Source organism: Kosakonia oryzendophytica (assembly GCF_027886705.1).
Lineage (GTDB): Bacteria > Pseudomonadota > Gammaproteobacteria > Enterobacterales > Enterobacteriaceae > Kosakonia > Kosakonia oryzendophytica.
The window spans coordinates 4,069,864-4,092,662 of sequence record NZ_CP115659.1 but is presented as its reverse complement, the minus strand read 5'-3'; the positions used below and the strand labels follow the sequence as shown (position 1 = coordinate 4,092,662).

Annotated in this window: 18 protein-coding genes, 1 tRNA gene and 1 pseudogene; 14 read left to right on the top strand and 6 right to left on the bottom strand. The window is 50.1% G+C overall.

Translation table 11 applies throughout. From position 1 onward, the window contains the following. Nucleotides 1-88 precede the first annotated feature (88 nt). The gene (locus tag O9K67_RS19820) at nucleotides 89-856 is read left to right on the top strand and encodes a class II glutamine amidotransferase (protein WP_061497395.1); all 768 of its coding nucleotides are present in this window, start codon (nucleotides 89-91) and stop codon (nucleotides 854-856) included. Here the strand turns inward: O9K67_RS19820 and dpaA are convergent. Continuing rightward, complete coding sequence (dpaA, locus tag O9K67_RS19815) at nucleotides 827-1,564, bottom strand: peptidoglycan meso-diaminopimelic acid protein amidase (protein ID WP_061497393.1); 738 nt, start codon at nucleotides 1,562-1,564, stop codon at nucleotides 827-829. The two genes, O9K67_RS19820 and dpaA, sit on opposite strands and share 30 nt — an antisense overlap. A gap of 708 nt (nucleotides 1,565-2,272) precedes the next feature. Between dpaA and dinB the strand changes: the two genes are divergently transcribed. From dinB to prfH, 3 genes and pseudogenes are all read left to right on the top strand, one after another. Beyond that, a complete protein-coding gene (dinB, locus tag O9K67_RS19810; protein WP_061497391.1) occupies nucleotides 2,273-3,328 on the top strand; it encodes a DNA polymerase IV in 1,056 nt (351 codons plus the stop codon). A 207-nt stretch (nucleotides 3,329-3,535) separates the two neighbouring features. After that, entirely contained in the window at nucleotides 3,536-4,675 is a 1,140-nt protein-coding gene (locus O9K67_RS19805; RefSeq protein WP_061497388.1) for an RNA ligase RtcB family protein, read from the top strand. Beyond that, nucleotides 4,672-5,286, top strand: a pseudogene (gene prfH / locus O9K67_RS19800) (peptide chain release factor H). The gene O9K67_RS19805 and the pseudogene prfH overlap by 4 nt, the downstream one beginning before the upstream one ends. Before the next feature lie 44 nt (nucleotides 5,287-5,330). Here the strand turns inward: prfH and pepD are convergent. After that, nucleotides 5,331-6,788 (bottom strand): cytosol nonspecific dipeptidase, encoded by a 1,458-nt coding sequence (gene pepD, locus O9K67_RS19795; RefSeq protein WP_061497386.1) that lies wholly within the window; start codon nucleotides 6,786-6,788, stop codon nucleotides 5,331-5,333. A 257-nt stretch (nucleotides 6,789-7,045) separates the two neighbouring features. Here pepD and gpt point away from each other — a divergent pair, with 257 nt between their 5' ends. The 3 genes from gpt (at nucleotide 7,046) to crl (ending at nucleotide 9,312) form a co-directional block, all read left to right on the top strand. Beyond that, entirely contained in the window at nucleotides 7,046-7,504 is a 459-nt protein-coding gene (gene gpt, locus O9K67_RS19790; protein ID WP_003863205.1) for a xanthine phosphoribosyltransferase, read from the top strand. A gap of 107 nt (nucleotides 7,505-7,611) precedes the next feature. Further along, a complete protein-coding gene (frsA, locus tag O9K67_RS19785) occupies nucleotides 7,612-8,856 on the top strand; it encodes an esterase FrsA (RefSeq protein WP_061497384.1) in 1,245 nt (414 codons plus the stop codon). 57 nt (nucleotides 8,857-8,913) lie between these two features. Beyond that, nucleotides 8,914-9,312: a sigma factor-binding protein Crl gene (crl, locus tag O9K67_RS19780; protein WP_061497381.1), complete on the top strand. Its 399-nt coding sequence runs from the start codon at nucleotides 8,914-8,916 to the stop codon at nucleotides 9,310-9,312. A 139-nt stretch (nucleotides 9,313-9,451) separates the two neighbouring features. Here the strand turns inward: crl and phoE are convergent, their stop codons facing one another. Beyond that, nucleotides 9,452-10,519, bottom strand: coding sequence for a phosphoporin PhoE (gene phoE / locus O9K67_RS19775; protein ID WP_061497379.1), 1,068 nt, complete (start codon nucleotides 10,517-10,519; stop codon nucleotides 9,452-9,454). Nucleotides 10,520-10,816: 297 nt separating this feature from the next. On the opposite strand from phoE, the gene proB reads away from it, so the two are divergent. The 5 genes from proB (at nucleotide 10,817) to O9K67_RS19750 (ending at nucleotide 15,249) form a co-directional block, all read left to right on the top strand. Beyond that, entirely contained in the window at nucleotides 10,817-11,920 is a 1,104-nt protein-coding gene (proB, locus tag O9K67_RS19770; RefSeq protein WP_061497377.1) for a glutamate 5-kinase, read from the top strand. Between the two features lie 11 nt (nucleotides 11,921-11,931). Then, nucleotides 11,932-13,185 (top strand): glutamate-5-semialdehyde dehydrogenase, encoded by a 1,254-nt coding sequence (proA, locus tag O9K67_RS19765; RefSeq protein WP_061497376.1) that lies wholly within the window; start codon nucleotides 11,932-11,934, stop codon nucleotides 13,183-13,185. A 111-nt stretch (nucleotides 13,186-13,296) separates the two neighbouring features. Next, nucleotides 13,297-13,372: transfer RNA gene (locus O9K67_RS19760), tRNA-Thr, on the top strand. Between the two features lie 216 nt (nucleotides 13,373-13,588). Continuing rightward, entirely contained in the window at nucleotides 13,589-13,804 is a 216-nt protein-coding gene (locus tag O9K67_RS19755; protein ID WP_061497374.1) for a hypothetical protein, read from the top strand. Between the two features lie 296 nt (nucleotides 13,805-14,100). Next, the gene (locus O9K67_RS19750) at nucleotides 14,101-15,249 is read left to right on the top strand and encodes a PD-(D/E)XK nuclease family protein (protein ID WP_071890591.1); all 1,149 of its coding nucleotides are present in this window, start codon (nucleotides 14,101-14,103) and stop codon (nucleotides 15,247-15,249) included. A gap of 218 nt (nucleotides 15,250-15,467) precedes the next feature. Here the strand turns inward: O9K67_RS19750 and O9K67_RS19745 are convergent, their stop codons facing one another. Beyond that, a complete protein-coding gene (locus tag O9K67_RS19745; protein ID WP_061497369.1) occupies nucleotides 15,468-16,883 on the bottom strand; it encodes a glutamine synthetase family protein in 1,416 nt (471 codons plus the stop codon). Between the two features lie 340 nt (nucleotides 16,884-17,223). On the opposite strand from O9K67_RS19745, the gene O9K67_RS19740 reads away from it, so the two are divergent. Further along, a complete protein-coding gene (locus O9K67_RS19740; protein WP_061497367.1) occupies nucleotides 17,224-17,673 on the top strand; it encodes an NUDIX hydrolase in 450 nt (149 codons plus the stop codon). A gap of 385 nt (nucleotides 17,674-18,058) precedes the next feature. Then, the gene (locus O9K67_RS19735) at nucleotides 18,059-19,573 is read left to right on the top strand and encodes an EAL domain-containing protein (protein WP_061500147.1); all 1,515 of its coding nucleotides are present in this window, start codon (nucleotides 18,059-18,061) and stop codon (nucleotides 19,571-19,573) included. Nucleotides 19,574-19,735: 162 nt separating this feature from the next. On the opposite strand, the gene O9K67_RS19730 is transcribed toward O9K67_RS19735, so the two are convergent. Both O9K67_RS19730 and O9K67_RS19725 read right to left on the bottom strand, forming a co-directional pair. After that, complete coding sequence (locus O9K67_RS19730; protein WP_061497365.1) at nucleotides 19,736-21,337, bottom strand: glycoside hydrolase family 43 protein; 1,602 nt, start codon at nucleotides 21,335-21,337, stop codon at nucleotides 19,736-19,738. A 52-nt stretch (nucleotides 21,338-21,389) separates the two neighbouring features. Next, the gene (locus tag O9K67_RS19725) at nucleotides 21,390-22,721 is read right to left on the bottom strand and encodes a glycoside-pentoside-hexuronide (GPH):cation symporter (protein ID WP_061497362.1); all 1,332 of its coding nucleotides are present in this window, start codon (nucleotides 22,719-22,721) and stop codon (nucleotides 21,390-21,392) included. Between the last annotated feature and the right edge of the window lie 78 nt (nucleotides 22,722-22,799).

Here is a 22,799-nt window from a genome sequence, read left to right as displayed (position 1 = left end):
GTACGCTCCGGTTTCTGTGCGCTGTCCGTGCCCAAACTGACTGCAACAATTACGCCTTCTCTGGTAAGGGCGCTGTGTGGGGGTGTGTATGTGCGAACTGCTCGGGATGAGCGCCAATGTGCCAACCGATATTTGCTTTAGTTTTACCGGGCTTGTTCAGCGTGGCGGCGGCACCGGGCCGCACAAAGATGGCTGGGGCATCACCTTCTATGAAGGCAAAGGCTGTCGCACGTTTAAAGATCCGCAACCCAGCTTTAATTCCCCCATCGCTAAACTGGTGCAGGACTACCCCATTAAGTCCTGCTCAGTGATAGCCCATATTCGGCAGGCCAACCGTGGCGAAGTGGCGCTGGAAAATACCCATCCGTTTACCCGCGAACTGTGGGGCCGTAACTGGACCTATGCCCATAACGGGCAGCTTACCGGGTATAAGTCTCTGGAAACCGGTAATTTTCGTCCGGTGGGAGAGACAGACAGTGAAAAAGCTTTCTGCTGGTTGTTGCATAAGTTAACGGAGCGTTACCCGCGTACGCCGGGCAATATGGCTGCGGTCTTTAAGTTCATTGCGGCACTGGCGACGGAACTGCGGCAGAAGGGTGTTTTCAATATGCTGCTGTCGGACGGACGCTATGTGATGGCGTTTTGTTCCACCAATTTGTTTTGGATCACGCGTCGCGCGCCGTTTGGTGTGGCGAAACTGTTGGATCAGGATGTGGAAATCGATTTTCAGCGGGAAACCACACCCAACGATGTGGTTACCGTGATTGCCACACAACCGCTAACCGGCAATGAAACCTGGCACAAGATTATGCCAGGTGAGTGGGCGTTATTTTGCCTGGGGGAGCGTGTAGTTTGACGCCAGCTGCGGCTGCGTCGACGTGTTGAGCGGTTTGTTTACAACGTAGCGGCCATCCACGACCGAGACTACCGGCGGCTGGTGGGTGGCGGCGAAATAGTCGTAGCCGGGCTTCAACTGCTTCCAGAAATCCGCATAGGTTGAATATTTATGACGCTGCATGTTGGCATCAGTCATGCGGAACGGATAAATGCTCAACTGCACATTCGGTTGCCCGAATACCAGCGCGGCGGTGACAAACTGGAAGATCTCGTCGATGCTTGAGTCCGTCATGGCATAGCAGCCAATCGAAACGCAGGCACCGTGAATCATCAGGTATTTGCCTTCATAGCCATGAGCGCGGTCATAATTGTTCGGAAAACCAATATTGATGGCTTTATAAAAACGGCTGTCCGGCTTGAGCTGGCTGCGCTGCACGGAGTAAAACCCCTCCGGGCTTTTAAAATCGCCCTGGCGCTGTTTGGGACCTAACCCGCCGGAGTAGTTACAAATTTTATAGCTGTCCAGCAACTGGTACTGCTCGCCCATTTTGACGTAAAGATCAAGGGTGCGCTCTTCTTTGAAGATTTGGATATAAACCGGCGACCCCATCAACTGCTGCTTATATTCTTTGCTGACCGGCGTGATTGAACCATTGCTGCTCACCAGGCCAGCAAACGAGACGCACGGAATCAGAAGCATCGCAATAAATAATGCGATTTTGCGCATACTACTTGTTTCCTTGATAAAGCTAATACCACATTGCCAGGACGGCAAAAGACGCCCAAAATTCAGACTATTCTGTTTTGGAGCGCCCACATTAGCATTACGGCATTTTTTCGCAAGCCCCAATACACGTCATCCTTCACGCTACCTCTTTGTTGGCCGCGCCTTCGCACCCCGGTCACTGACTTGTGTCAGCTCCCGGGGATACTCAGTCTTGCCGCCGCGATGTAGCGCGAATGATTTTGTGTATAACACGTCACTCTTCCGCTACCTCTTTGTTGGCCGCGCCTTCGCACCCCGGTCATTGACTTGTGTCAGCTCCCGGGGATACTCAGTCTTGCCGCCGCGATGTAGCGCGAATGATTTTGTGTATTACAGGTCACTCTTCCGCTACCTCTTTGTTGGCCGCGCCTTCGCACCCCGGTCATTGACTTGTGTCAGCTCCCGGGGATACTCAGCCTTGCCGCCGCGATGTAGCGCGAATGATTTTGTGTATAACACGTCACTCTTCCGCTACCTCTTTGTTGGCCTTTCGCCAAGCTGTCGCGCAACGGATTGTGTATTCGTTTGCCGTTTGCTTGCCGGTTATTCTGGCCGTATAAGCGTTGAATTAATAGCGAGATCGTGATTTTCCTCCCCGTTTTTCGCCCTGGCTTCTCATTTCATTTGAATGTGCTGTATACTTATCCAGTGTTCTGTGAGGGCGTACGCATGCGCAAAATCATTCATGTCGATATGGACTGCTTTTTCGCGGCGGTAGAAATGCGCGATAACCCGGCCCTGCGCGATATTCCCATCGCCATTGGCGGCAGCCGTGTTAAACGTGGCGTTATCAGCACCGCCAATTATCCGGCGCGCAAATTCGGCGTACGTAGCGCCATGCCAACGGCGATGGCATTAAAACTCTGTCCGCACCTCACCTTGTTACCGGGTCGTTTCGATGCCTATAAAGAAGCCTCCAACCAAATCCGTGAGATTTTTTCCCGTTACACTGCGCTTATCGAACCACTTTCGCTGGATGAAGCCTATCTCGATGTGACCGACAGCCCGCACTGCCACGGCTCGGCAACGCTGATGGCGCAGGAGATCCGCCAGGCTATTTTTAACGAGACGCAGCTCACCGCCTCCGCGGGCGTCGCGCCGGTAAAATTTCTTGCCAAGATCGCCTCCGATCTCAATAAACCCAACGGGCAATATGTGATCACGCCAGCGGAGGTGCCCGCGTTTTTGCGTACGCTGTCGCTCAGCAAAATCCCGGGTGTCGGAAAAGTGTCGGCGGCAAAGCTGGAAAGCATGGGGCTGCGCACCTGCGAGGATGTGCAAAACAGCGATCTGGCCATGTTGCTCAAACGCTTTGGCAAGTTTGGTCGCATATTATGGGAACGCAGCCAGGGGATTGATGAGCGGGAAATAAACAGTGAGCGCCTGCGTAAATCGGTCGGCGTGGAACGTACGCTGGCGGAGGATATTCACCACTGGGAAGAGTGCGAGGCGATTATTGAGCATTTATATCCCGAGCTGGAAAGACGGCTGGCGAAAGTCAAACCGGATCTGTTAATTGCCCGCCAGGGGGTAAAACTGAAATTTAATGATTTTCAGCTCACGACTCAGGAGCATGTCTGGCCGCGTTTAAATAAAGAGGATCTGCTGGCAACGGCGCGTAAAACCTGGGATGAGCGCCGCAGCGGGCGTGGTGTCCGGCTGGTGGGGCTGCATGTCACTCTGCTCGATCCCCAACTTGAGCGGCAACTGGTGTTAGGTCTATAAAAACTACCATAAATAACGGTAGCAATTTAATATTGGCTTCTCTATCATCCCCGGCGTTTATTCATTCCACGTTACTGCAAAGGAGGTTCACCATGACACACCATGCCCTGATTTCTCTTTGCAGACCTTTCCAGGATTAATTCTCCGTCATATTGCCCCTGGTTACGTCTGCCAATTCCTTTTATTTTTCTGCATATGGATTGGTATATGGGCAATTCTATTTGTCATATCTCAGAAGCAATTTCGTATATTGCTTCAGAAAATCTTTGGATCGAAGGTTCAGCGATTCAACAATTACAAACCACGGCTGCATTGCCGGGTATGATCCGTGTGGTGGGGATGCCGGATCTGCACCCTGGGCGCGGCTACCCCATTGGCGCGGCGTTTTTTTCCACTGGGCGTTTTTACCCGGCGCTGGTGGGTAATGATATTGGCTGCGGCATGGCGCTGTGGCAAACGGACTTACCGCTGCGTAAATACAACGCCGATAAGCTGGAAAAACGGCTTGGCGCATTGGGCGATACCGCCATGCCTGAGTGGCTGGACAACGTTGTCCCGCAGGCATTTCAGACGCATCCGTACCGCGCTGCGTTGGGCTCAATTGGCGGCGGCAACCACTTTGCCGAATTGCAGCAGATAGACAGCGTGACGGATGCCGTGACGTTCGCACAATATGGGCTCAACGATCGGCAGTTGCTGCTGCTGGCGCACAGTGGCTCACGGGGGTTGGGGCAGGCGATCCTGCGTCGTCACATCGCGATGTTCTCCCATGATGGGCTGGTAGAGGGCAGCGATGCCGCCCGCGACTATCTGACGGAGCATGATGATGCGCTGAACTTTGCTCGCGTGAATCGCGATCTGATTGCCCGGCGTATTCTCGGGCAGATCAACGCGGATGGTGCGCCGGTGCTGGATGTAGCGCATAACTTTGTACAAGCATGCACCGTGGGCGACATGTCGGGCTGGTTGCACCGCAAGGGCGCTACGCCGGACGGTCAGGGGCTGGTGGTGATCCCCGGTTCGCGTGGTGATTACAGCTGGCTGGTTAAGCCGGTGGTAAGCGAAACGAGCTTGTTCTCGCTTGCGCATGGCGCGGGACGTAAATGGATGCGTACCGAGTGCAAGGGGCGGTTGTCGGGGAAATTCACTCCGGCGCAGCTCTCGCGTACGGCGCTTGGCAGCCGGGTGATCTGTCGCGATCGTCAGCTGATTTATGAGGAAGCGCCACAGGCGTATAAATCGGTCGATAGCGTGATGGATTGCCTGGCGGACGCCGGGTTGATCGCGCCGGTGGCTCGTTTGCGTCCGGTATTGACGCTGAAGGTTAGCAGGGAGGTGGGCGAATGATGCTATTGCAACTCTCTTCCGCACAGGGGCCAGATGAGTGTTGCCTGGCCGTGGGGAAAGCATTATCCCGTTTAATGGAAGAGGCCTAGGCGCATAATGTGGCGCTGGCCGTGGTGGAAAGGGAAGCCGGGCGCCATGACGGCGCTTACCGTTCAGTACTGGTTTCACTGGATGGTGCAGACGAAAAGGCGCTCAGCGCGCGCTGGTGCGGCACGGTGCAGTGGATTTGCCCGAGTCCGTATCGCCCACATCATGCGCGGAAAAACTGGTTTATTGGTGTAGCGGCGTTTACGCCGGAGAGTCAGACGCTGAGCCGTGAAATTCGCTTTGAATCGCTGCGCTCATCCGGTCCTGGCGGGCAGCACGTCAATAAAACGGATTCCGCCGTGCGCGCGACACATATCGCGACAGGCATTAGCGTGAAGGTGCAGTCGGAACGCAGTCAGCATGCCAACAAACGGCTGGCGACGTTACTGATTGCTCACCGTCTGGAGCAGATACAGGATGACCAACGCGCAGCGCTGAAGTCGGAACGGCGTTTGTTCCATCATCATATTGCGCGGGGAAACCCAACGCGGACCTTTAAAGGCATGGCGTTTAGCGCACAGTAAACGCAGAAAGAAAATGTCCGCGCCGGGCGGCGCGGACAGCAGGCTTATTTCGCCGGAATGGCTTTCAGCAGTTCGGTCAGCAGGGTCCAGTAGTGGCCCACGCTTTCGATATGCACTTGCTCATCCGGAGAGTGCGGGCCGGTAATGGTTGGCCCAATCGACACCATATCCATATTCGGGTACGGTTTTTTGAACAGACCGCACTCCAGACCGGCGTGGATCACCTGAATGTTCGGGGTTTTGTTGAACAGACGTTGATAGGTTTCACGCACCAGCGCCATCACCGGTGAATGCGCGTCCGGCTGCCAGCCTGGGTAACCGCCTTTCGGGTGGGTTGTTGCGCCCGCCAGCGCGCCCAGTGATTCCAGCATGCTCACCACGTAATCTTTACCGGTATCCACCAGTGAACGAATCAGGCAGACAATCTCAGCATTGTTATCCTGCAGCGTGACCACGCCTACGTTGAGGGAGGTTTCCACCACACCTTTGGCGACATCCGAGTTGCGGATCACGCCATTCGGCATGGCGTTCAGCAGACGGATAAATGTATCGTGCGACGCGGTGGTCAGCGCTGCTTTATCGCTGTTTGCGCTCGCCAGCAGAACGGTCAGGTTTTTCTCTTTCATTTCCAGTTCGTTCTGCAGGATCGCCAGGTAGTCGTTGGCCAGCGTTTTCAGTTGCTCAGCTTTATCTGCCGGTACGGCCACGGTAGCGATAGCTTCACGCGGAATGGCATTACGCAGGGTGCCGCCAGTGAAATCCAGTAGACGCAGATCCAGCTCTTGCGCATGACCGGCAAGGAAGCGCACCAGCAGTTTGTTGGCGTTGCCAAGTCCGACATGAATTTCCGCGCCGGAGTGGCCACCTTTCAGGCCTTTCAGCGTCAGTGTAAACGTTGCGAAACCCGCAGGAACGGGTTCACGGGTCAGCGGCAGGTCGGTGATAAAGTCGATGCCGCCCGCGCAACCCATGTAGATTTCACCCTCTTCTTCAGAGTCGGTGTTAATCAGAATATCGGCCTGCAACCAGTTGGGCTGTAAACCGAACGCGCCATCCATGCCCGCCTCTTCGGTCATGGTCAGCAGCACTTCCAGCGGACCGTGTTTTACACTGTCATCCGCCAGCACCGCCAGCGCGGAAGCCATACCGATGCCGTTATCCGCACCGAGCGTGGTGCCGCGTGCTTTCACCCATTCGCCATCGACATACGGGCGAATCGGATCGGTGGTGAAGTCGTGCACCGTGTCGTTGTTTTTCTGCGGCACCATGTCCAGGTGCGCCTGCAATACCACCGGTTTACGGTTTTCCATTCCGGCCGTGGCGGGTTTACGGATCAGGATGTTGCCAACCTGGTCGCGCTCCGCGTGCAATCCTTTTTCCTTTGCCCAGCCCATGATGTGTTCGGCCAGCTGTTCTTCGTGGTAGGACGGGTGAGGAATGGCGCAAATGTTGGCAAAAATATCCCACAGCGGCTGTGGAGATAGTTGAGACAGTTCAGACACAATGAGTCTCCTTACAAAGGACCTGCTAAACATTGCCTTACAGGTCACAGGGTTAAATAAACGACGTCGCAAGAGACCTTGCGAGATGGCGTTGAGAATAACACTTATTGTCTGTTTGCGAGCACAGGAAGATGTAAAAAGCACCTGCATTGCCGGGTAACACTGGTTTTTACCGCTTCAGATCTCTATAATCTCGCGCAACCTATTTCCCCCTAGAATACTTTTTAAGCCGTAAAACACAGGCTGGGACACTTCACATGAGCGAAAAATACGTCGTCACCTGGGACATGTTGCAGATTCACGCACGCAAACTGGCCGCCCGACTGATGCCTTCTGAACAATGGAAAGGCATTATCGCCGTTAGCCGCGGCGGTCTGGTGCCGGGTGCATTGCTGGCGCGTGAACTGGGCATTCGTCATGTTGATACCGTATGCATCTCCAGCTATGACCACGATAATCAGCGTGAGCTGAAAGTGTTGAAACGCGCGGAAGGCGACGGTGAAGGTTTTATCGTCATTGACGATCTCGTGGACACGGGCGGCACGGCGGTGGCTATCCGTGAAATGTATCCTAAAGCGCATTTTGTGACCATTTTTGCAAAACCGGCTGGTCGTCCGCTGGTGGATGATTATGTCATTGATATCCCTCAGGATACATGGATCGAGCAACCGTGGGATATGGGTGTGGTCTTTGTTCCGCCTATCAGCGGCCGCTAATTCCCTGCGCACGTTATGCTAACGCCCGGTTTGACCGGGCGTTGTTCTTTTCAGGGCGCGACAGGTTACAATAACCTCCAGTGATAGATACATGGAGGCTGCGCGCAATGTCACAGTCAAATCTCAGCGAAACCCTGTTCAAACCCCGTTTTAAGCATCCGGAAACGTCAACATTGGTGCGCCGTTTTAACCCGGGCACGCAGCCACAAATGCAATCCACGCTGGATGGCAAAAACGTGCCGCACTGGTACCGCATGCTAAACCGGCTGATGTGGATCTGGCGCGGTGTGGATGCGCGGGAGATCCTCGAAGTGCAGGCGCGTATCGTGATGTCTCAGGCCGAACGTACCGAGCCGGAGCTGTACGATACGGTGGTGGGCTATCGCAATGGTAACTGGATCTATGAATGGTCCGTGCAGGCGATGCTCTGGCAGCAAAAAGCGATGCAGGAAGATCGTGTCGACGTGAGCGGCCGTCACTGGTTGCATGCCTGTAGTTTGTACAGCATTGCCGCTTACCCCCATATCAAAGGCGATATGCTTGCCGAACAGGCGCAGGCATTGGCCAATCGTGCCTATGAAGAAGCCGCGCAGCGTTTACCCGGTACCATTAAAGAGATGGAGTTTGCCATCCCTGGTGGTGCGCCGGTGACCGGCTTTTTGCATATGCCGCCCGGCGAAGGGCCTTTCCCGACGGTGTTGATGTGTGGCGGGCTGGACAGTCTGCAAAGCGATTATTACACCCTTTATGAGCGCTATTTCGCGCCGCAGGGCATGGCAATGCTGACACTGGACATGCCGTCTGTCGGTTTCTCCTCCAAATGGAAATTGACCCAGGAGTCGAGCCTGCTGCATCAACATGTGTTGCAGGCCCTGCCGAATATTCCCTGGGTCGATCACACGCGTGTTGCGGCGTTTGGCTTCCGTTTTGGTGCTAACGTGGCAGTGCGCCTTGCGTATCTGGAAGCGCACCGTCTAAAAGCGGTGGCTTGTCTTGGCCCGGTGGTACACGCGCTGTTGAATGAGCCGTTACGGCAGGGGAAAGTCCCGGAGATGTACCTGGATGTGCTGGCCAGCCGGCTGGGTATGCATGATGCGTCTGACGAAGCGTTGCGCGTTGAACTGAACCGTTATTCGCTAAAAACCCAGGGCTTACTGGGCCGGCGCTGCCCAACGCCGATGCTTTCTGGCTTCTGGCAGAACGATCCGTTCAGCCCCGAAGAGGAGTCGCGGTTAATCACCTCGTCATCTTGTGACGGCAAACTGTTAGAGATCCCGTTTAACCCGGTGTATCGCAATTTTGATAAGGCGTTGCAGCAAATAACCGGATGGATCAACCACCATTTCCGTTAATAGATTGATAAATTCTATTGATTTGGTAAAACAGTTGCTTCACAAAAGGAGATCGCAATGACGTTACCGAGTGGACATCCGAAAAGCAGATTGATCAAAAAATTTACTGCGCTTGGGCCTTATATCCGCGAAGAGCAGTGCGAAGATAACCGCTTTTTCTTTGATTGCCTTGCCGTTTGCGTCAACGTAAAACCGGCACCGGAAAAGCGTGAATTCTGGGGTTGGTGGATGGAAATGGAAGCGCAGGAAGGCCGTTTTACCTACCGCTATCAGTTCGGTCTGTTTGACAAAGAAGGTCAGTGGAAACCCACCGCGATTAAGGATCAGGAAGTGCTCGATCGTCTGGAGCACACGCTGCGTGAATTCCACGAACGCGCACGCGATATGCTGGCTTCACTTGAGCTGAAGCTCGAACCCGCCGAAAACTTCAAAGAAAACCTGAAACTCCCCGCGTAACGCCCTCCATAAAAAAAGCCCGATCGCAGCATGCGTATCGGGCCGGGACTGGCACAGGCCAGTTTGTACCTAATCCGGTTAAACAAATGCCCTCTTGTGAGGGCATTTCATATAACGAGGGTGTAACGGGTACAACAACTTAGAACTGGTAAGTCACGCCAACAGCCACGATGTCGTCGTTCGCGAGACCCAGTTTGTTGTCGTCTTTGAGCTGGTTGATTTTGTAGTCAACCATCGCAGAGAAGTTTTTGTTGAAGTAGTAAGTCGCGCCAACGTCGATGTAGTTAACCAGATCTTCGTCGCCAATGCCGTTTTCCATGTCTTTGCCCTTGGTCAGGACGTAGCCCAGGGACGGACGCAGACCGAAGTCAAACTGGTACTGAACCACGGCTTCAAAGTTCTGCGCTTTGTTAGCAAAGCCGCGAGTAGAAGAGACCGGTGTCATGTTGTAAGACACGGCGTACATGGTGGCAAGGTACAGATTGTTTGCGTCGTATTTCACGCCGGTTGCCCAGGCTTCGGCTTTCTCGCCGCGACCCAGCGCCATGGTGTTCTGTGCGTTGGTACGGTCAGAGTTAGCATAAGCGCCGATAAGGGTAACCGGGCTACCGCCGAAGTCATAGGCCAGAGAAGTACCCCAGCCGTCGCCATTTTGTTTGATGACGCTGCTGCGGCCGTTTTCGTTTTTACCCTGGTATTGCAGGGTCATATCCAGACCATTAATGGCACCGAAAAAGTCGGTGTTGCGGTAAGTCGCAACGCCAGTGGTACGTTTGGTCATGAAGTTATCGGTACGGGCCAGGGAGTCGCCGCCGAATTCCGGGAACATATCGGTAACAGAGGCTACGTCGTACAGCACGCCCAGGTTACGACCGTAGTCGAGAGAACCAAAATCTTTGATTTTCAGACCAGCAAACGCCAGACGGGTTTTCTGACCTGACGTTGTTTCGTCGTTGTTGCCCGCAAATTCAGCTTCCCAGCGACCAAAACCGGTCAGCTGATCGTTAATCTGGGTTTCGCCTTTAAAGCCGAAACGCACGTAAGTTTTGTCACCGTCGTTGGTGGTATCATCGCTGAAGTAGTGCATGGCTTTGACTTTGCCGTACACGTCCAGTTTGTTGCCGTTTTTGTTATACACTTCTGCTGCGTGAACAGAAGCAGATGCGACAACGCTCATCACCATTAATGCCAGAGTGCTCTTCTTCATTTTAAATTCCTGATTTAACAAACGCGCTAATATTCGCTGGGTCTTTTGGCCCCGTGAAAAAACAGGAAGGGTTGTAACGCTGCGAAATTAAAGATTTATGACAAATTCAGAATATTTTTAAAAATGTATGTTTTTTTGTGTTTGCCATAAAAGTGTCAAATCCTGCCGTTAGGCTTGCTGATCCCGCGCAACAAACGCGAGGCTATTTACACTGGCAGTTGGCAAGCGCCTTGAGTCCTGTTACAACGTCTGATTACATTCAGTTATCGTATATTTTCCTTATAACGGCAGAGAATCATGAGTGACAGCCAGACGCTGGTGGTAAAACTCGGCACCAGTGTTTTAACAGGCGGTTCCCGTCGCCTGAACCGCGCCCATATTGTGGAGCTGGTGCGCCAGTGCGCGCAGCAGCATGCCGCCGGGCATCGTATTGTAATTGTGACGTCCGGCGCGATTGCCGCCGGGCGCGAGCACCTCGGTTACCCGGAGCTGCCTGCGACTATCGCTTCTAAACAGTTGCTGGCGGCGGTAGGGCAGAGCCGTTTGATTCAACTGTGGGAACAGATGTTTTCCATTTATGGCATCCACGTTGGTCAGATGCTGTTGACCCGCGCCGATATGGAAGACCGTGAACGTTTCCTCAACGCCCGCGACACCCTGCGCGCGCTGCTGGATAACAACATCGTGCCGGTGATCAACGAAAACGACGCCGTCGCCACCACTGAAATTAAAGTGGGCGATAACGATAATCTCTCTGCGCTGGCGGCCATCCTCGCCGGTGCGGATAAACTGCTGCTGCTGACCGATCAGCAGGGACTGTTTACCGCCGATCCGCGTAATAACCCCGATGCTGAGCTGATTCAGGATGTTTATGGCATTGATGATGCGCTGCGCGCCATTGCCGGCGACAGTGTTTCTGGCCTTGGCACGGGCGGTATGGGCACCAAACTGCAGGCTGCCGATGTGGCGTGTCGCGCGGGCATCGACACCATTATTGCCGCTGGCAGCAAACCGGGCGTGATTGGTGATGTGATGGAAGGCATCGCCGTGGGCACGCGCTTCCACGCTCAGGAGTCTCCCCTCGAAAGCCGTAAACGCTGGATTTTTGGTGCGCCGCCGGCGGGCGAGATCACCGTCGATGAAGGCGCTACCGCCGCCATTCTTGAGCGCGGCAGTTCGCTGCTGCCAAAAGGCATTAAAAGCGTGACAGGCAACTTCTCCCGTGGTGAAGTGATCCGTATTCGTAATCTTGAAGGCCGCGACATTGCCCACGGCGTTAGCCGTTACAACAGCGATGCGCTGCGCCGTATTGCGGGCCATCACTCGCAGCAGATTGACGCCATTCTGGGCTATGAGTATGGCCCCGTCGCTGTCCACCGCGACGATATGATCACCCGTTAAGGAGCAGAAGTATGCTGGAACAGATGGGCATCGCTGCGAAAGCAGCATCGTATAAGCTGGCATTGCTCTCCAGCCGCGAAAAAAACCGCGTGCTGGAAAAAATAGCCGATTACCTTGAAGCCCAGTCGGAAGCGATTTTACTGGCAAACGAGCAGGATTTGCTGGAAGCCCGTCGTAACGGGCTGAGCGATGCGATGCTCGATCGCCTGGCGCTGAACCCGGCGCGCTTAAGCAGCATTGCTAATGATGTGCGCCAGGTTTGTAAGCTTGCGGATCCGGTCGGCCAGGTGATCGATGGTGGTCTGCTGGACAGTGGCCTGCGCATTGAGCGTCGGCGCGTGCCGTTGGGCGTGATTGGCGTGATTTATGAGGCCCGTCCTAACGTGACCGTTGATGTGGCCTCGTTGTGCCTGAAAACCGGCAATGCGGCGATCCTGCGCGGTGGCAAAGAGACCTGGCGCACCAATGCGGCCACGGTGAAGGTTATCCAGCAAGCGCTGGAAGAGTGCGGTTTACCAGCGGGTGCTGTCCAGGCGATTGAAAGCCCGGATCGCGCGCTGGTCAATGAAATGCTGCGCATGGATAAGTACATCGACATGTTGATCCCGCGCGGTGGTGCAGGACTGCACAAGCTGTGCCGCGAGCAGTCGACGATCCCGGTGATCACGGGCGGTATTGGCGTGTGCCATATTCTGGTGGATGATTCGTCGGAGATCGCGCCCGCGCTGAAGGTGATTGTTAACGCCAAAACTCAGCGTCCTAGCACCTGCAACACCGTCGAAACGCTGCTGGTGCATAAGGGCATTGCGCAAACTTTCCTGCCTGCATTGAGCAAGCAGATGGCGGAAAGCGGCGTGACGCTACATGCGGATGAACAGGCGCTGGCGCTGTTGCAAAACGGTCCGGCGAAAGTTGAGGCAGTGAAGGCGGAGCAGTACGACGATGAGTTTCTGTCGCTGGATCTGAACGTGAAAATCGTTGCCGATCTGGATGACGCCATCGCGCATATTCGCCAGCACGGCACCCAGCACTCTGATGCGATCCTGACCCGTACGCTGGGCAATGCGAATCGCTTTGTGAACGAAGTGGACTCCTCTGCCGTGTATGTGAATGCTTCCACGCGCTTCACCGATGGTGGGCAGTTTGGCCTGGGCGCGGAAGTGGCCGTGAGCACGCAGAAACTGCACGCACGCGGTCCAATGGGGCTGGAAGCGCTGACAACCTATAAGTGGGTGGGCTTCGGCGACGATACCATTCGTGCTTAATTGAAGAAGGGTGATGCAAAAGTAGCCGTTTGATTCTCAAGGGCATTGACGCATCACCCTCTTAGTTTTAACCTTCTACTCCGTGGTTCACGCTCGTGAACGCATCGCAGGGCCGATATAGCTCAGTTGGTAGAGCAGCGCATTCGTAATGCGAAGGTCGTAGGTTCGACTCCTATTATCGGCACCATTTCAAGCTCTTCCCAAGTCTCCAAATTACTCAACACATAACCCCTTTCGTCTCTTCGGGTATCAGCCTGGTGGTATGCATAGGGACAACGGCAATTTGATTTTGCATCAGCCTGGGTTTTATCTCTATCATGCCTGCCCGTGGTGTAGAGGGTCTGATGGCTTAGGGTCGTCTGGATGTTCGTGGTTTTCCTGAAGTTAGTCACAGGGGGGTGAGATGAAAATCATCCTGTTTATTGTCGTGTTGATTGCGGTGTTCTTTTTAATTCCTGATCGTTGGGTGGACGAAACGTTTATGCGTTATATCCCTATTGAAGGAGATGGTGAAGTCGCAATGGACGACTATGAGTCCAAACTACTGCTCATCGAGCTTGGTCTCTCTGCTGTGATTGCTGCGCTGCTGGTATGGGGCTGTCGCGTATTCAAACGCTGATGCAATCCTCTCGGCCATCAGGCTGAGGGGCATCGTTCTTTCTTTGATCAAATCAGTGGAGCGTGACGAGCTTACTGTTCGCTTTCGCGGAGCCTTTGCCGGGAAACTGTTCTATCCCAAACCTTACGATTTTCTTCCTGTGTTTTACTGAAAATTTCAGATAAAGAATAATTAAATGCTTTTTTGTACGGTTGTTAACAATAGCCATATCCACAAGAAATAAATTGGGGATAATTTTATCGGTTAGATAATCCAGTTTGATTTTATAGGACGTAATTTTGGAGAGCTTTAGGGAAATGTATGAGACTATTCTTTCTGACGCTTTTTTAACAAAAGTAGAAGAGATGGAGTTCAAGGATACTCCTGAACCAAATTTTTTCGATATAGGCGGTTCTGGCTATCTGGAGAATCCTACTTCAGATATCATGTCTGTATTTATGGGGTTAGATCCTAATATCCAACCCTGGTTATTAAAAGCTTTACTGCAATTGTTTGGGCAAGATGTTGATAATATAGATTTCTCATCGCTACGAGTACAACGAGAAGTTGCCTGCGAGAATGGTGAGCGGCTTGATATTGTTATTATTCATGACGATTTTATCATTGGCATTGAAAATAAAGTTTATCATGAAGTAAATAATCCATTTGAGATTTATGAAACTTGTTTGGAAAATCTTACTGATAATGATCAGAATATCTATAAGTGTATTTTGAAACCGGCAACGAATAAGTACCCAGTATTATGTGACTGGAAGGTGATAACTTACTCTGAGTTAGTTGATGTTGCATTATCCCGGATAGGTAAAGACATCGTATACGAATCAGTAGATAAATGGTTTTTCTTCTATAAAGAGTTTTTATCACATCTGTTAGCGTTGAGTGAAGATAAAGTGAGCAGCGTTATGAATAACGAACAATCTGATTTCATTACCCATAATTTCGAACGTCTTTTAAAAGCGAAAGAACTCCTTGCCTTCTTTGAGGACGCGGTGTACCAGGAGGGCAAAGATGTTGTCGCAAAAATCTTACCTGATAGCACTATTGTCAGAAGCGTTAATAATCGTGCTGGAGATTATAAGGCATTAAACTACAAACCTGCTGAGTGGGGAAACGGCAGTTCGTATATCACGTTAGTCTACCGTCCGGCCAAAGAAGATACTGGAATTGAGTTTTATGTGAATGGTGAAATAAGTATTAATGAATATCCTGAGTTATCCTCACTTAAAAATGTAGTGGATTCGCTAATTGAAAAAGATGAATTCATTAAAACAGCCAGTGTTGAGGATTCTGGTGTTTATTTTTCAAAGAATGAACGGCACCTCACATTGAGTTTTTGGGGATTAACAAAAGATAAAGCCGGCGCAATGGCACTACTTCGTGATATGACTATATGGATGAAGGATAAAATTTCTTTTGCTGCCAAAGTATCCGGTTCTGAAAAGTAATTAAATTGAAAGAACCTTTTAAGCCAGAGACAATGGTATTGTCTCTTTTATAGTAAAGATAAAAAACATCGTACTCTGGCGATACTATAAATTCCAGCCAATATAAGTTGGTCAGCGGTTTATTATTCCTGCGTGTCCTGAACCTTCGATAACATAATAAACCGCGATATCATCCCCTCACATTTGGCATTGGCAGTGACGCAAAGTAACACGGGGGATCAGAACGAAATCGCCGTTTCTTCTTGCGTAACAATGCCTTCGAATAGGGTGAGTTCCTCCAGTTTGCTGTGGATCCACTGCCGGGAAAATGCTTGCCCCAGGCTGTCGAGCAGATAGGGACATTCCTGAAAAACGGCGATTGCCTGGTGCTGAAATAGCGGTAAAGGTGGGGCTTCGCGCAGAATATCATCCACTGAATCACCATCGATATTCTCCAGACCATACAGTATGCCGGTCAGGATGGTGGCCATCACTAGATAAGGATTAGCATCAGCGCCAGCAAGTCGGTACTCGATGCGACGATTCTCTTCGCTGGAGCAGGGAATGCGTAATGCGGCGGAACGCGTGTTGTAACCCCATGAACTAAACAAGGGCTCGTCCAGGTTTCTGCGCAGGCGGCGAAAAGCGTTGACACCAGGAGCCATTATCGCCAGCGACGCAGGCATAAGATGAAGTAGTCCGGCAAGGCACAGGCGCGTCATCTCGTTCAACTCGTTGGCAGGAGAGGCAAAGAGGTTATTACCCTGTCTGTCATTCAGGCTGATATGAAAATGCAAGCCATTACCAGCAAGCAGGGAAAAAGGTTTCGCCATAAAATTGGCCTTGTAGCCAAATTCATTAGCGATCACGCTGGTTAATCTGCGTAGCGCGAGGACATTCTCGCAGACCTCAACAACCTGATGAGAGTGGCGCAGGTTAAGCTCGAATTGCGCAGGCTCTGCTTCGCTGACAATCCCCGTTAATGGCAGATTCTGCGCAGCCGCCATCTCCTCCAGGCGCTCGATGAAGGGGGCGTACGCAGAAGGGACGGCCATGTGGAAGCATCCCTGGCTGCGCATTGCCTGAGTCTGCTTGTCGATAAGGTAAAATTCAATCTCCGGTGCGATCACCGGATACAAACCATGGTGATGGAACCGGCGAACAACATTTTCCAGAATCACCCTCGGCTCAAGCGCATACGGTGCGCCGCTGGCATCCTGCATGGATAGCAAAAGCTGGGCGTTCTCCTGGGTATCGTAAGCGGAGGGGCGCAATGTCCCTTTTACCGGCAGGCAAACCCGGTCGGGCTCATCCAGAACCTGCTGATCAGCTGTAGAGCAGACCACCTTACCTTCCCGATCCATTGAGTAAACAGATTGCGGGAAATAACACCCTTTTGCCGCAGAAAAGAGATCCCCGACGGCAATTCGCTTTCCTCTGAATGTTCCGTTGATATCGTTCAGATAGATATCAACGTGTTTTGTTGCCGGATAGTGTAAAAGATAGGTTTGCACTTCTTGTTGAAATTCGCGCTGGAATTCATTCTCAGCATTTCCTTTTTCTTTAGACACAACGTCAGCAATCTGGGACGTTTGTGATAATGTCAAAAGCGTGCGGATGTTCTGTAAAAGTGGAAACTTCAGCATTGTGTTCATTGTTATCTTTCAGCTAAGCCTGGCGGCGACAGCAGGAGTATAAAAAACGGCAATGCACATTGATATAAAAAACACATAAAGAATAAAATGGGTTAAGTAAAAAAAGTATAAATTTAAATGGCTGTGAAACTGTGTCAGTTAACGATGTTTTTTGGGGGGTAAATTATGTAACATTTTTAATGATGTGGTTTTATAACGGGTAAATTAGGCTGTTTTTTTAAAGGCTAATTTAGCAATGAAAAGTATGTGGTTGGGAATGACGAATAGAACCCTGGCTGGAGTTTTGTTATATTAAGCCCGGTCAAATAATGACTATTGCCTTTCATAAAGGGATTTTTCGATGCGAACACGTAAGGCATCACGACTACTGATTATCAACCCGGCCAGTCAGGTACTCCTGTTCCGTTTCGTGCACACGGATGATGCTTTAGCCGGTAGTGCATACTGGGCGACGCCTGGCGGTGGGGTTGAACAGAATGAGTCTTTTGCTCATGCAGCGTTAAGAGAACTTCGCGAAGAAACCGGGATTATCCGGGACGTTATTGGGGAAAGCGTGGCGGAACGAACGTTTGAAATGTTACTACCCAGTGGAGAGAACGTTCTGGCCATAGAGCAATTTTATTGGGTAAAGGTTGATGGCAGTGATATAAGCCGTGAGGGCTGGAGTCGTCATGAAAAAGCGGTTATGCATCAACATCGCTGGTGGAATGTAAACGAGCTTAGTGAAACAACGGAAACGGTATACCCGACTGATATTGCTAAAATAATCGAGAATGTTATACAACGTTAATCACTCTTACCTCATGCCGCCAGACCGGGAGCTGGCATCTTTACTGCCGGTTCTGCATCGTGTTGGTCTCAACATTCCCAAAGACTAAACGCTTTGCCTGATTATTTATTCTTTACTGAATTTATCCTCTGCATTTTAGCGCCTTATCAAAATAACGCTTTGATTTGTCATTTTTAAAGTCTCTATCCAAACCGCCGATAACACTAGCAAGTAGTGTTGATGTTGCATGATGTAGATGAAAAAGAACGGGCAAACGGATGATGATTTCGACTTTTCTGCCTGATGGAGTCATCAACATTCAGAAAGCGTGAAGCACGGGCAGAGGGCTGCCCGCAAGGTGTCAAAATTGATAAGAATTCTAAAAAAAAGAGTGTCTGTATCCATAATGACATTAGCGCTATCGTTGATCTTTTTTTATGGCATTGCGCAGATCATTTCCTATGCATACGTCCATGAAAAATTAGAAAAATATGCCGAATCGATACTTACACGAAGTAATAGTCTCATCTCGCAGGTGAAGGAAATTGATGCTCTGCGCAATGAATTCGCTGTCTACAGTCCGTGCAGCGATCAGTATTTGCATTCCCTCAGAAAACGCTTATGGCCATACCCGCTGATCAAAGATATCTCATACATCAAAGACGACAGGGTGATCTGCTCAGCGCTGTGGGGCAAGTTTACTGTTCCTCTTTCGCTGAACGTGTTCAGAAATAAAGTTGACCGGGCGGGTTATACCTGGATTTTTGATGCCATGATAGAGGAGGGTATTACTGCCGATATCCTTTATACTGATAATTTTGCCATTACCGTATCGCCTTTTGCTTTTCAGCGCTTCTGGGAAGATGCGGATAAGATGAATTTTAATGCTATTGTCGGCGATAATAATCATGAGTCTCATTTTTTCAGGATAGGAAAAGATATTAACAAGCTTGAAGCCATAGAACATGGAAGAGAACAAGCGTTATCTTTTATTTTGATAAGAGCCTGTAATTCAGTAAATGACATTTGTGTTATCGCTGGAACACAACTTCCTTTCTTTTTTTACGGTAATGTTTATGCATTGGTTTTCTTGTTAAGTATTTCACTGGTGATTGGCCTGCTTGTCAGTGCGCTTATTATTAATAATCTTGAGAAAAACCAGTCGTTGCTTTCCCGGCTGGAATATGCAATAGACCACAGAAAATTGCATTTTGTTTATCAACCTATTTATCGGGTGAAAAATAACAGCCTCATTGGCATTGAAGCGCTGATCCGTTGGAATGATGATAAAGTGGGGAATATCGGCCCTGATATCTTCATTCCTCTCGCAGAGCAAAATGGCTTAATAAATAAAATTGGATTGTATGTTGTTGAGAATTCAATAAAAGAGTGTGCGTCGATTTTACAGGAACATGCTATAACGCTCAGCATTAACGTCAGTTGCTCTGATATTTGCTCTGAATTGTTTCGTCAAACGCTGGTCAACACCATGCAGAAAGAGGGGATTTCCGGTGGTTCTCTCATGCTGGAAATCACCGAGAGACAAAGTGCGAGTATCGAAGAGATCAAGCAGTCTGTTGAATTTTATCAATCGCAGGGCATTCTCTTTGCCCTTGATGACTTCGGGACCGGCTATTCGAATCTGAGCTGGTTATCCTTACTTGATGTCGATGAAATAAAGATTGATAAATCGTTAACCGATTCTATCGGCACCGAATCAATCAATAAGCATATCCTTCCCGGCTTGATTGGTATGTTCAGGAATATGCCGCGAATAGTGGTGTTCGAAGGGGTTGAAAATGAACTGCAATACCAGTTCCTTAAAGAAAATTTGCCGGAGTGCTGTGCTCAGGGGTGGTACTTTTCCCGTGCGGTAGAGCTTACCGGGATAGAGGCAATACTGCGTGATGACAAGGCATGATGCGTAATTATCCTTTCATGCATGCGATCCCTCCTGTTCCCAACACGGCTGTCGCTCGCCAGTTTAAATCTGAGGTTGAATAAAGTGGAAAAACCTTCCACACGATAGCTGGTTTCGTAGGGAAGGCTTATTTCTGAACGCTACTCTGGTTGCCCGAATCGGTTACCGGTTATTCGCTGCATAGTGAAAGTAGTCAAAATCTGCATAGCGATGTTCGCCGGTAAAATCCTGGCAGCACATTCCTACAAACGCGCCAGTGAAACGCTCGATGCCTCTTTCTTTGAAATATTCATCGGAGAGTTTACTGTATTCCACATAGTTCCCTACCGGGATCCATGTCTCTTCATCCAGAGAATAGTAATAATTAGCCCGGTCGTCTTGTACGTTAACCCGAAGATAAACATAGCCTTCACGCGCTATTTTTATGCCTTCACCGGTTAGCATCGAGAACCTGTTGAGGTCATTGACCATCAAATTCACGGTTCGCTCTCCGCTCTCATCGCAGGAGAGATACAAATAAATGTAATTTGTGGTGTCGTAAAAACAGACTAAGCCGGCCATCTGTTGGAAAGAATGCGGGTTGAAATCAACACAGGTCTGCGCGGTGAACGCAAAATCCGTCTGTCTTCTGGCTACCAGACTTTGATAATGGTGTGAACTCAACGATTCATGGCCCCGTAAACGCAACCATCCTTTTCTCTCATCGAGCGTGCACATATCCTCGCTTAATGGGATGCGTAATGACTGATAGTGCAGCGGGAGCGTTGGTGAATCAAACTCATCCCGTACGGGGGGGGCAGGCCATGCACGCTCTTCCAGTTGTGTGTGCACCGTCATTTCTGGCGTTGTTTTACCATTCACCAACCGTAGCCAGCCATCATCACTCCAGTAAACCTGTTGAATAGCCGTTTCACGACCCATTGGGCTGCGTCCTTTTGATGGCAGCGGTCGGCCGCACAGATGCACGATAAACCATTCCCCAATGCTGTTTTCAAACAAATCCGCATGCCCGACTCTCTGCAATGGCAAACGACAGTCATAACGTGACGTCATCATCTGGCCGACAGGATCGGTTTCATAGGGCCCAAACAGATGACGTGAACGCGCTATCGTGACGCCATGATTGTAAAACGTCCCGCCTTCGGCGGTTAACAGATAAAACCAACCGTTGATTTCATAAATATGCGGGCCTTCAGTGATGCCTAACGCGCTACCCGCATAAATTTTGCGGCATTCGCCCACTAATTTTTTCGTCTGCTCGTCATATTGCTGAATTATTATACCGTTCCATTTCGGGAAGCCGGGTTCGCCGCCATCCATATGGCTCATCTCCATACTCACCAGCCATTTGGTGCCATCGCTATGATGAAACAGAGACGGGTCGATTCCGCGGCTGTGAAGATAAACAGGTTCAGACCATTCGCCTTCGATATCATCCGTGGTCACCATATAGTTATTGGTGTCCCAGAAACGCCCCGCGACATTTTTCACATCCGTAAAAATGAGATAAAAACGTCCACCATCATGACTCAGACAGGGCGCATATATGCCGCCAGAATCGGGATTGCCGATCATATTCAACTGACTTTTCCGATTAAGCGGATAGGCGATCCGTTGCCAGTTTTTTAAATCGTAGGATTTATAGAGACAGATACCAGGAAACCATTCAAATGTCGACGTGGCAACATAGTACGCGTCTCCGACTCTGATAATGGATGGGTCAGGATTAAAGCCAGGAATTACCGGGTTAGTAATTGTTGTCATAAATGACTCCCTACAAGGTAAATATGAATAAATTAGCGACTGTATTTTGTTCTTACACCATGGTTGTCGCCGGTTCGGTATACACAGGATCGTTTCGATAGTGGGTCATAATAAAAAACATCATGACAACACAGATAGCAGGGATAACCGTAAAGATCAGCCGGACGACCAGAACGGCCATATCCGTCTGTACGGCGGCACTTCCCACATAACCGCCAACGGTCAGTAACCAGCCGATAATCGCGCCGCCAACCGCAATACCAATTTTAATGGCAAAGAGATTGGTAGAGAAAACCAGGCCGCTAAGCGATATTCCCGATTTTTTCTCGACATTATCGATAATATCGCTCAGCAGACTCCATTGCAGCGGCGCTGAGCTCGCGTCGATGAAATGAATTACGCTGATGATAATGCAGATTGCTATAATGTATTCAGACGGAACCATAAACAGCGCTACCAGGACGACGGCCTGAAGAAGTAACGACGTTTTGTATGACACTAACCGATCAAATTTTCCATATAATGAAGTGGTGAACACCGCGCCAATAAACCGGGTGCCGAGAATGACTAATAAAATAGTGCTGGTTAAATCGGGGCGATTCAAATAATAGTGAACAAAGTACATGGCGCCGCCCGTTTTTAATATCCCGGCGATAAGACTCACGATGTTAAGTGCAAAGATGCATCGCCAGTTATGATCCTTAATAAGAACCGACAGTTCTTTATAAATGCCACTAAATTTCCGCGTTTTGTCGATCTCTTTACGGTGATGTTCTTTGGTCATGGAAAAACAAGCGAAGAACAGCACGGTACTCAGGCCTCCCATGATGATCATGGCCCAGAAGTAGCCTTTTTGCAGATCGCCATTGCCTAAAATTTTCGTTAAAGGCAGGGCTATAACGGAGACAATAATGCCGCCTAACGCCGCGAAAGCAAAACGGTATGCCTGAATTGACACCCTTTCTTTTGCATCCTGGGAAATATTATTGATTAATGCGCAGTATGGAACGTTTACCAGTGAGTAGAATATGGATAGAGTCGTATAAGAAATATAAGCATAGATAATTTTACCTGTTTCACCTAATTCGGGTGTGTAAAAGGTTAATGCGCCAAAAATACCAAAGGGTAACGAGAACCATAATAAATAAGGCCTGAACTGACCATGCCGGGTTTGAGTGTGATCGGCAATATAGCCGATATAAATATCGGCGAACGCATCAAATACCCTGACGAAAAGAAACATAGTGCCCATATGAAAAGCGCTAAGCCCATACACATCAGTATAAAAATAGGCCATGAATAGCATGATGGTTTGCCAGATAATATTCGATGCGCCATCGCCGATTCCATAGCCAATCTTTTCTTTGAATCCGATTCTATTCATAACTATACCTTTTCATAAGGAGTCTAAAATAGCGTTAACGCGAACAACTCTGTTACCTGATGAAAAGGTAATTCTGAT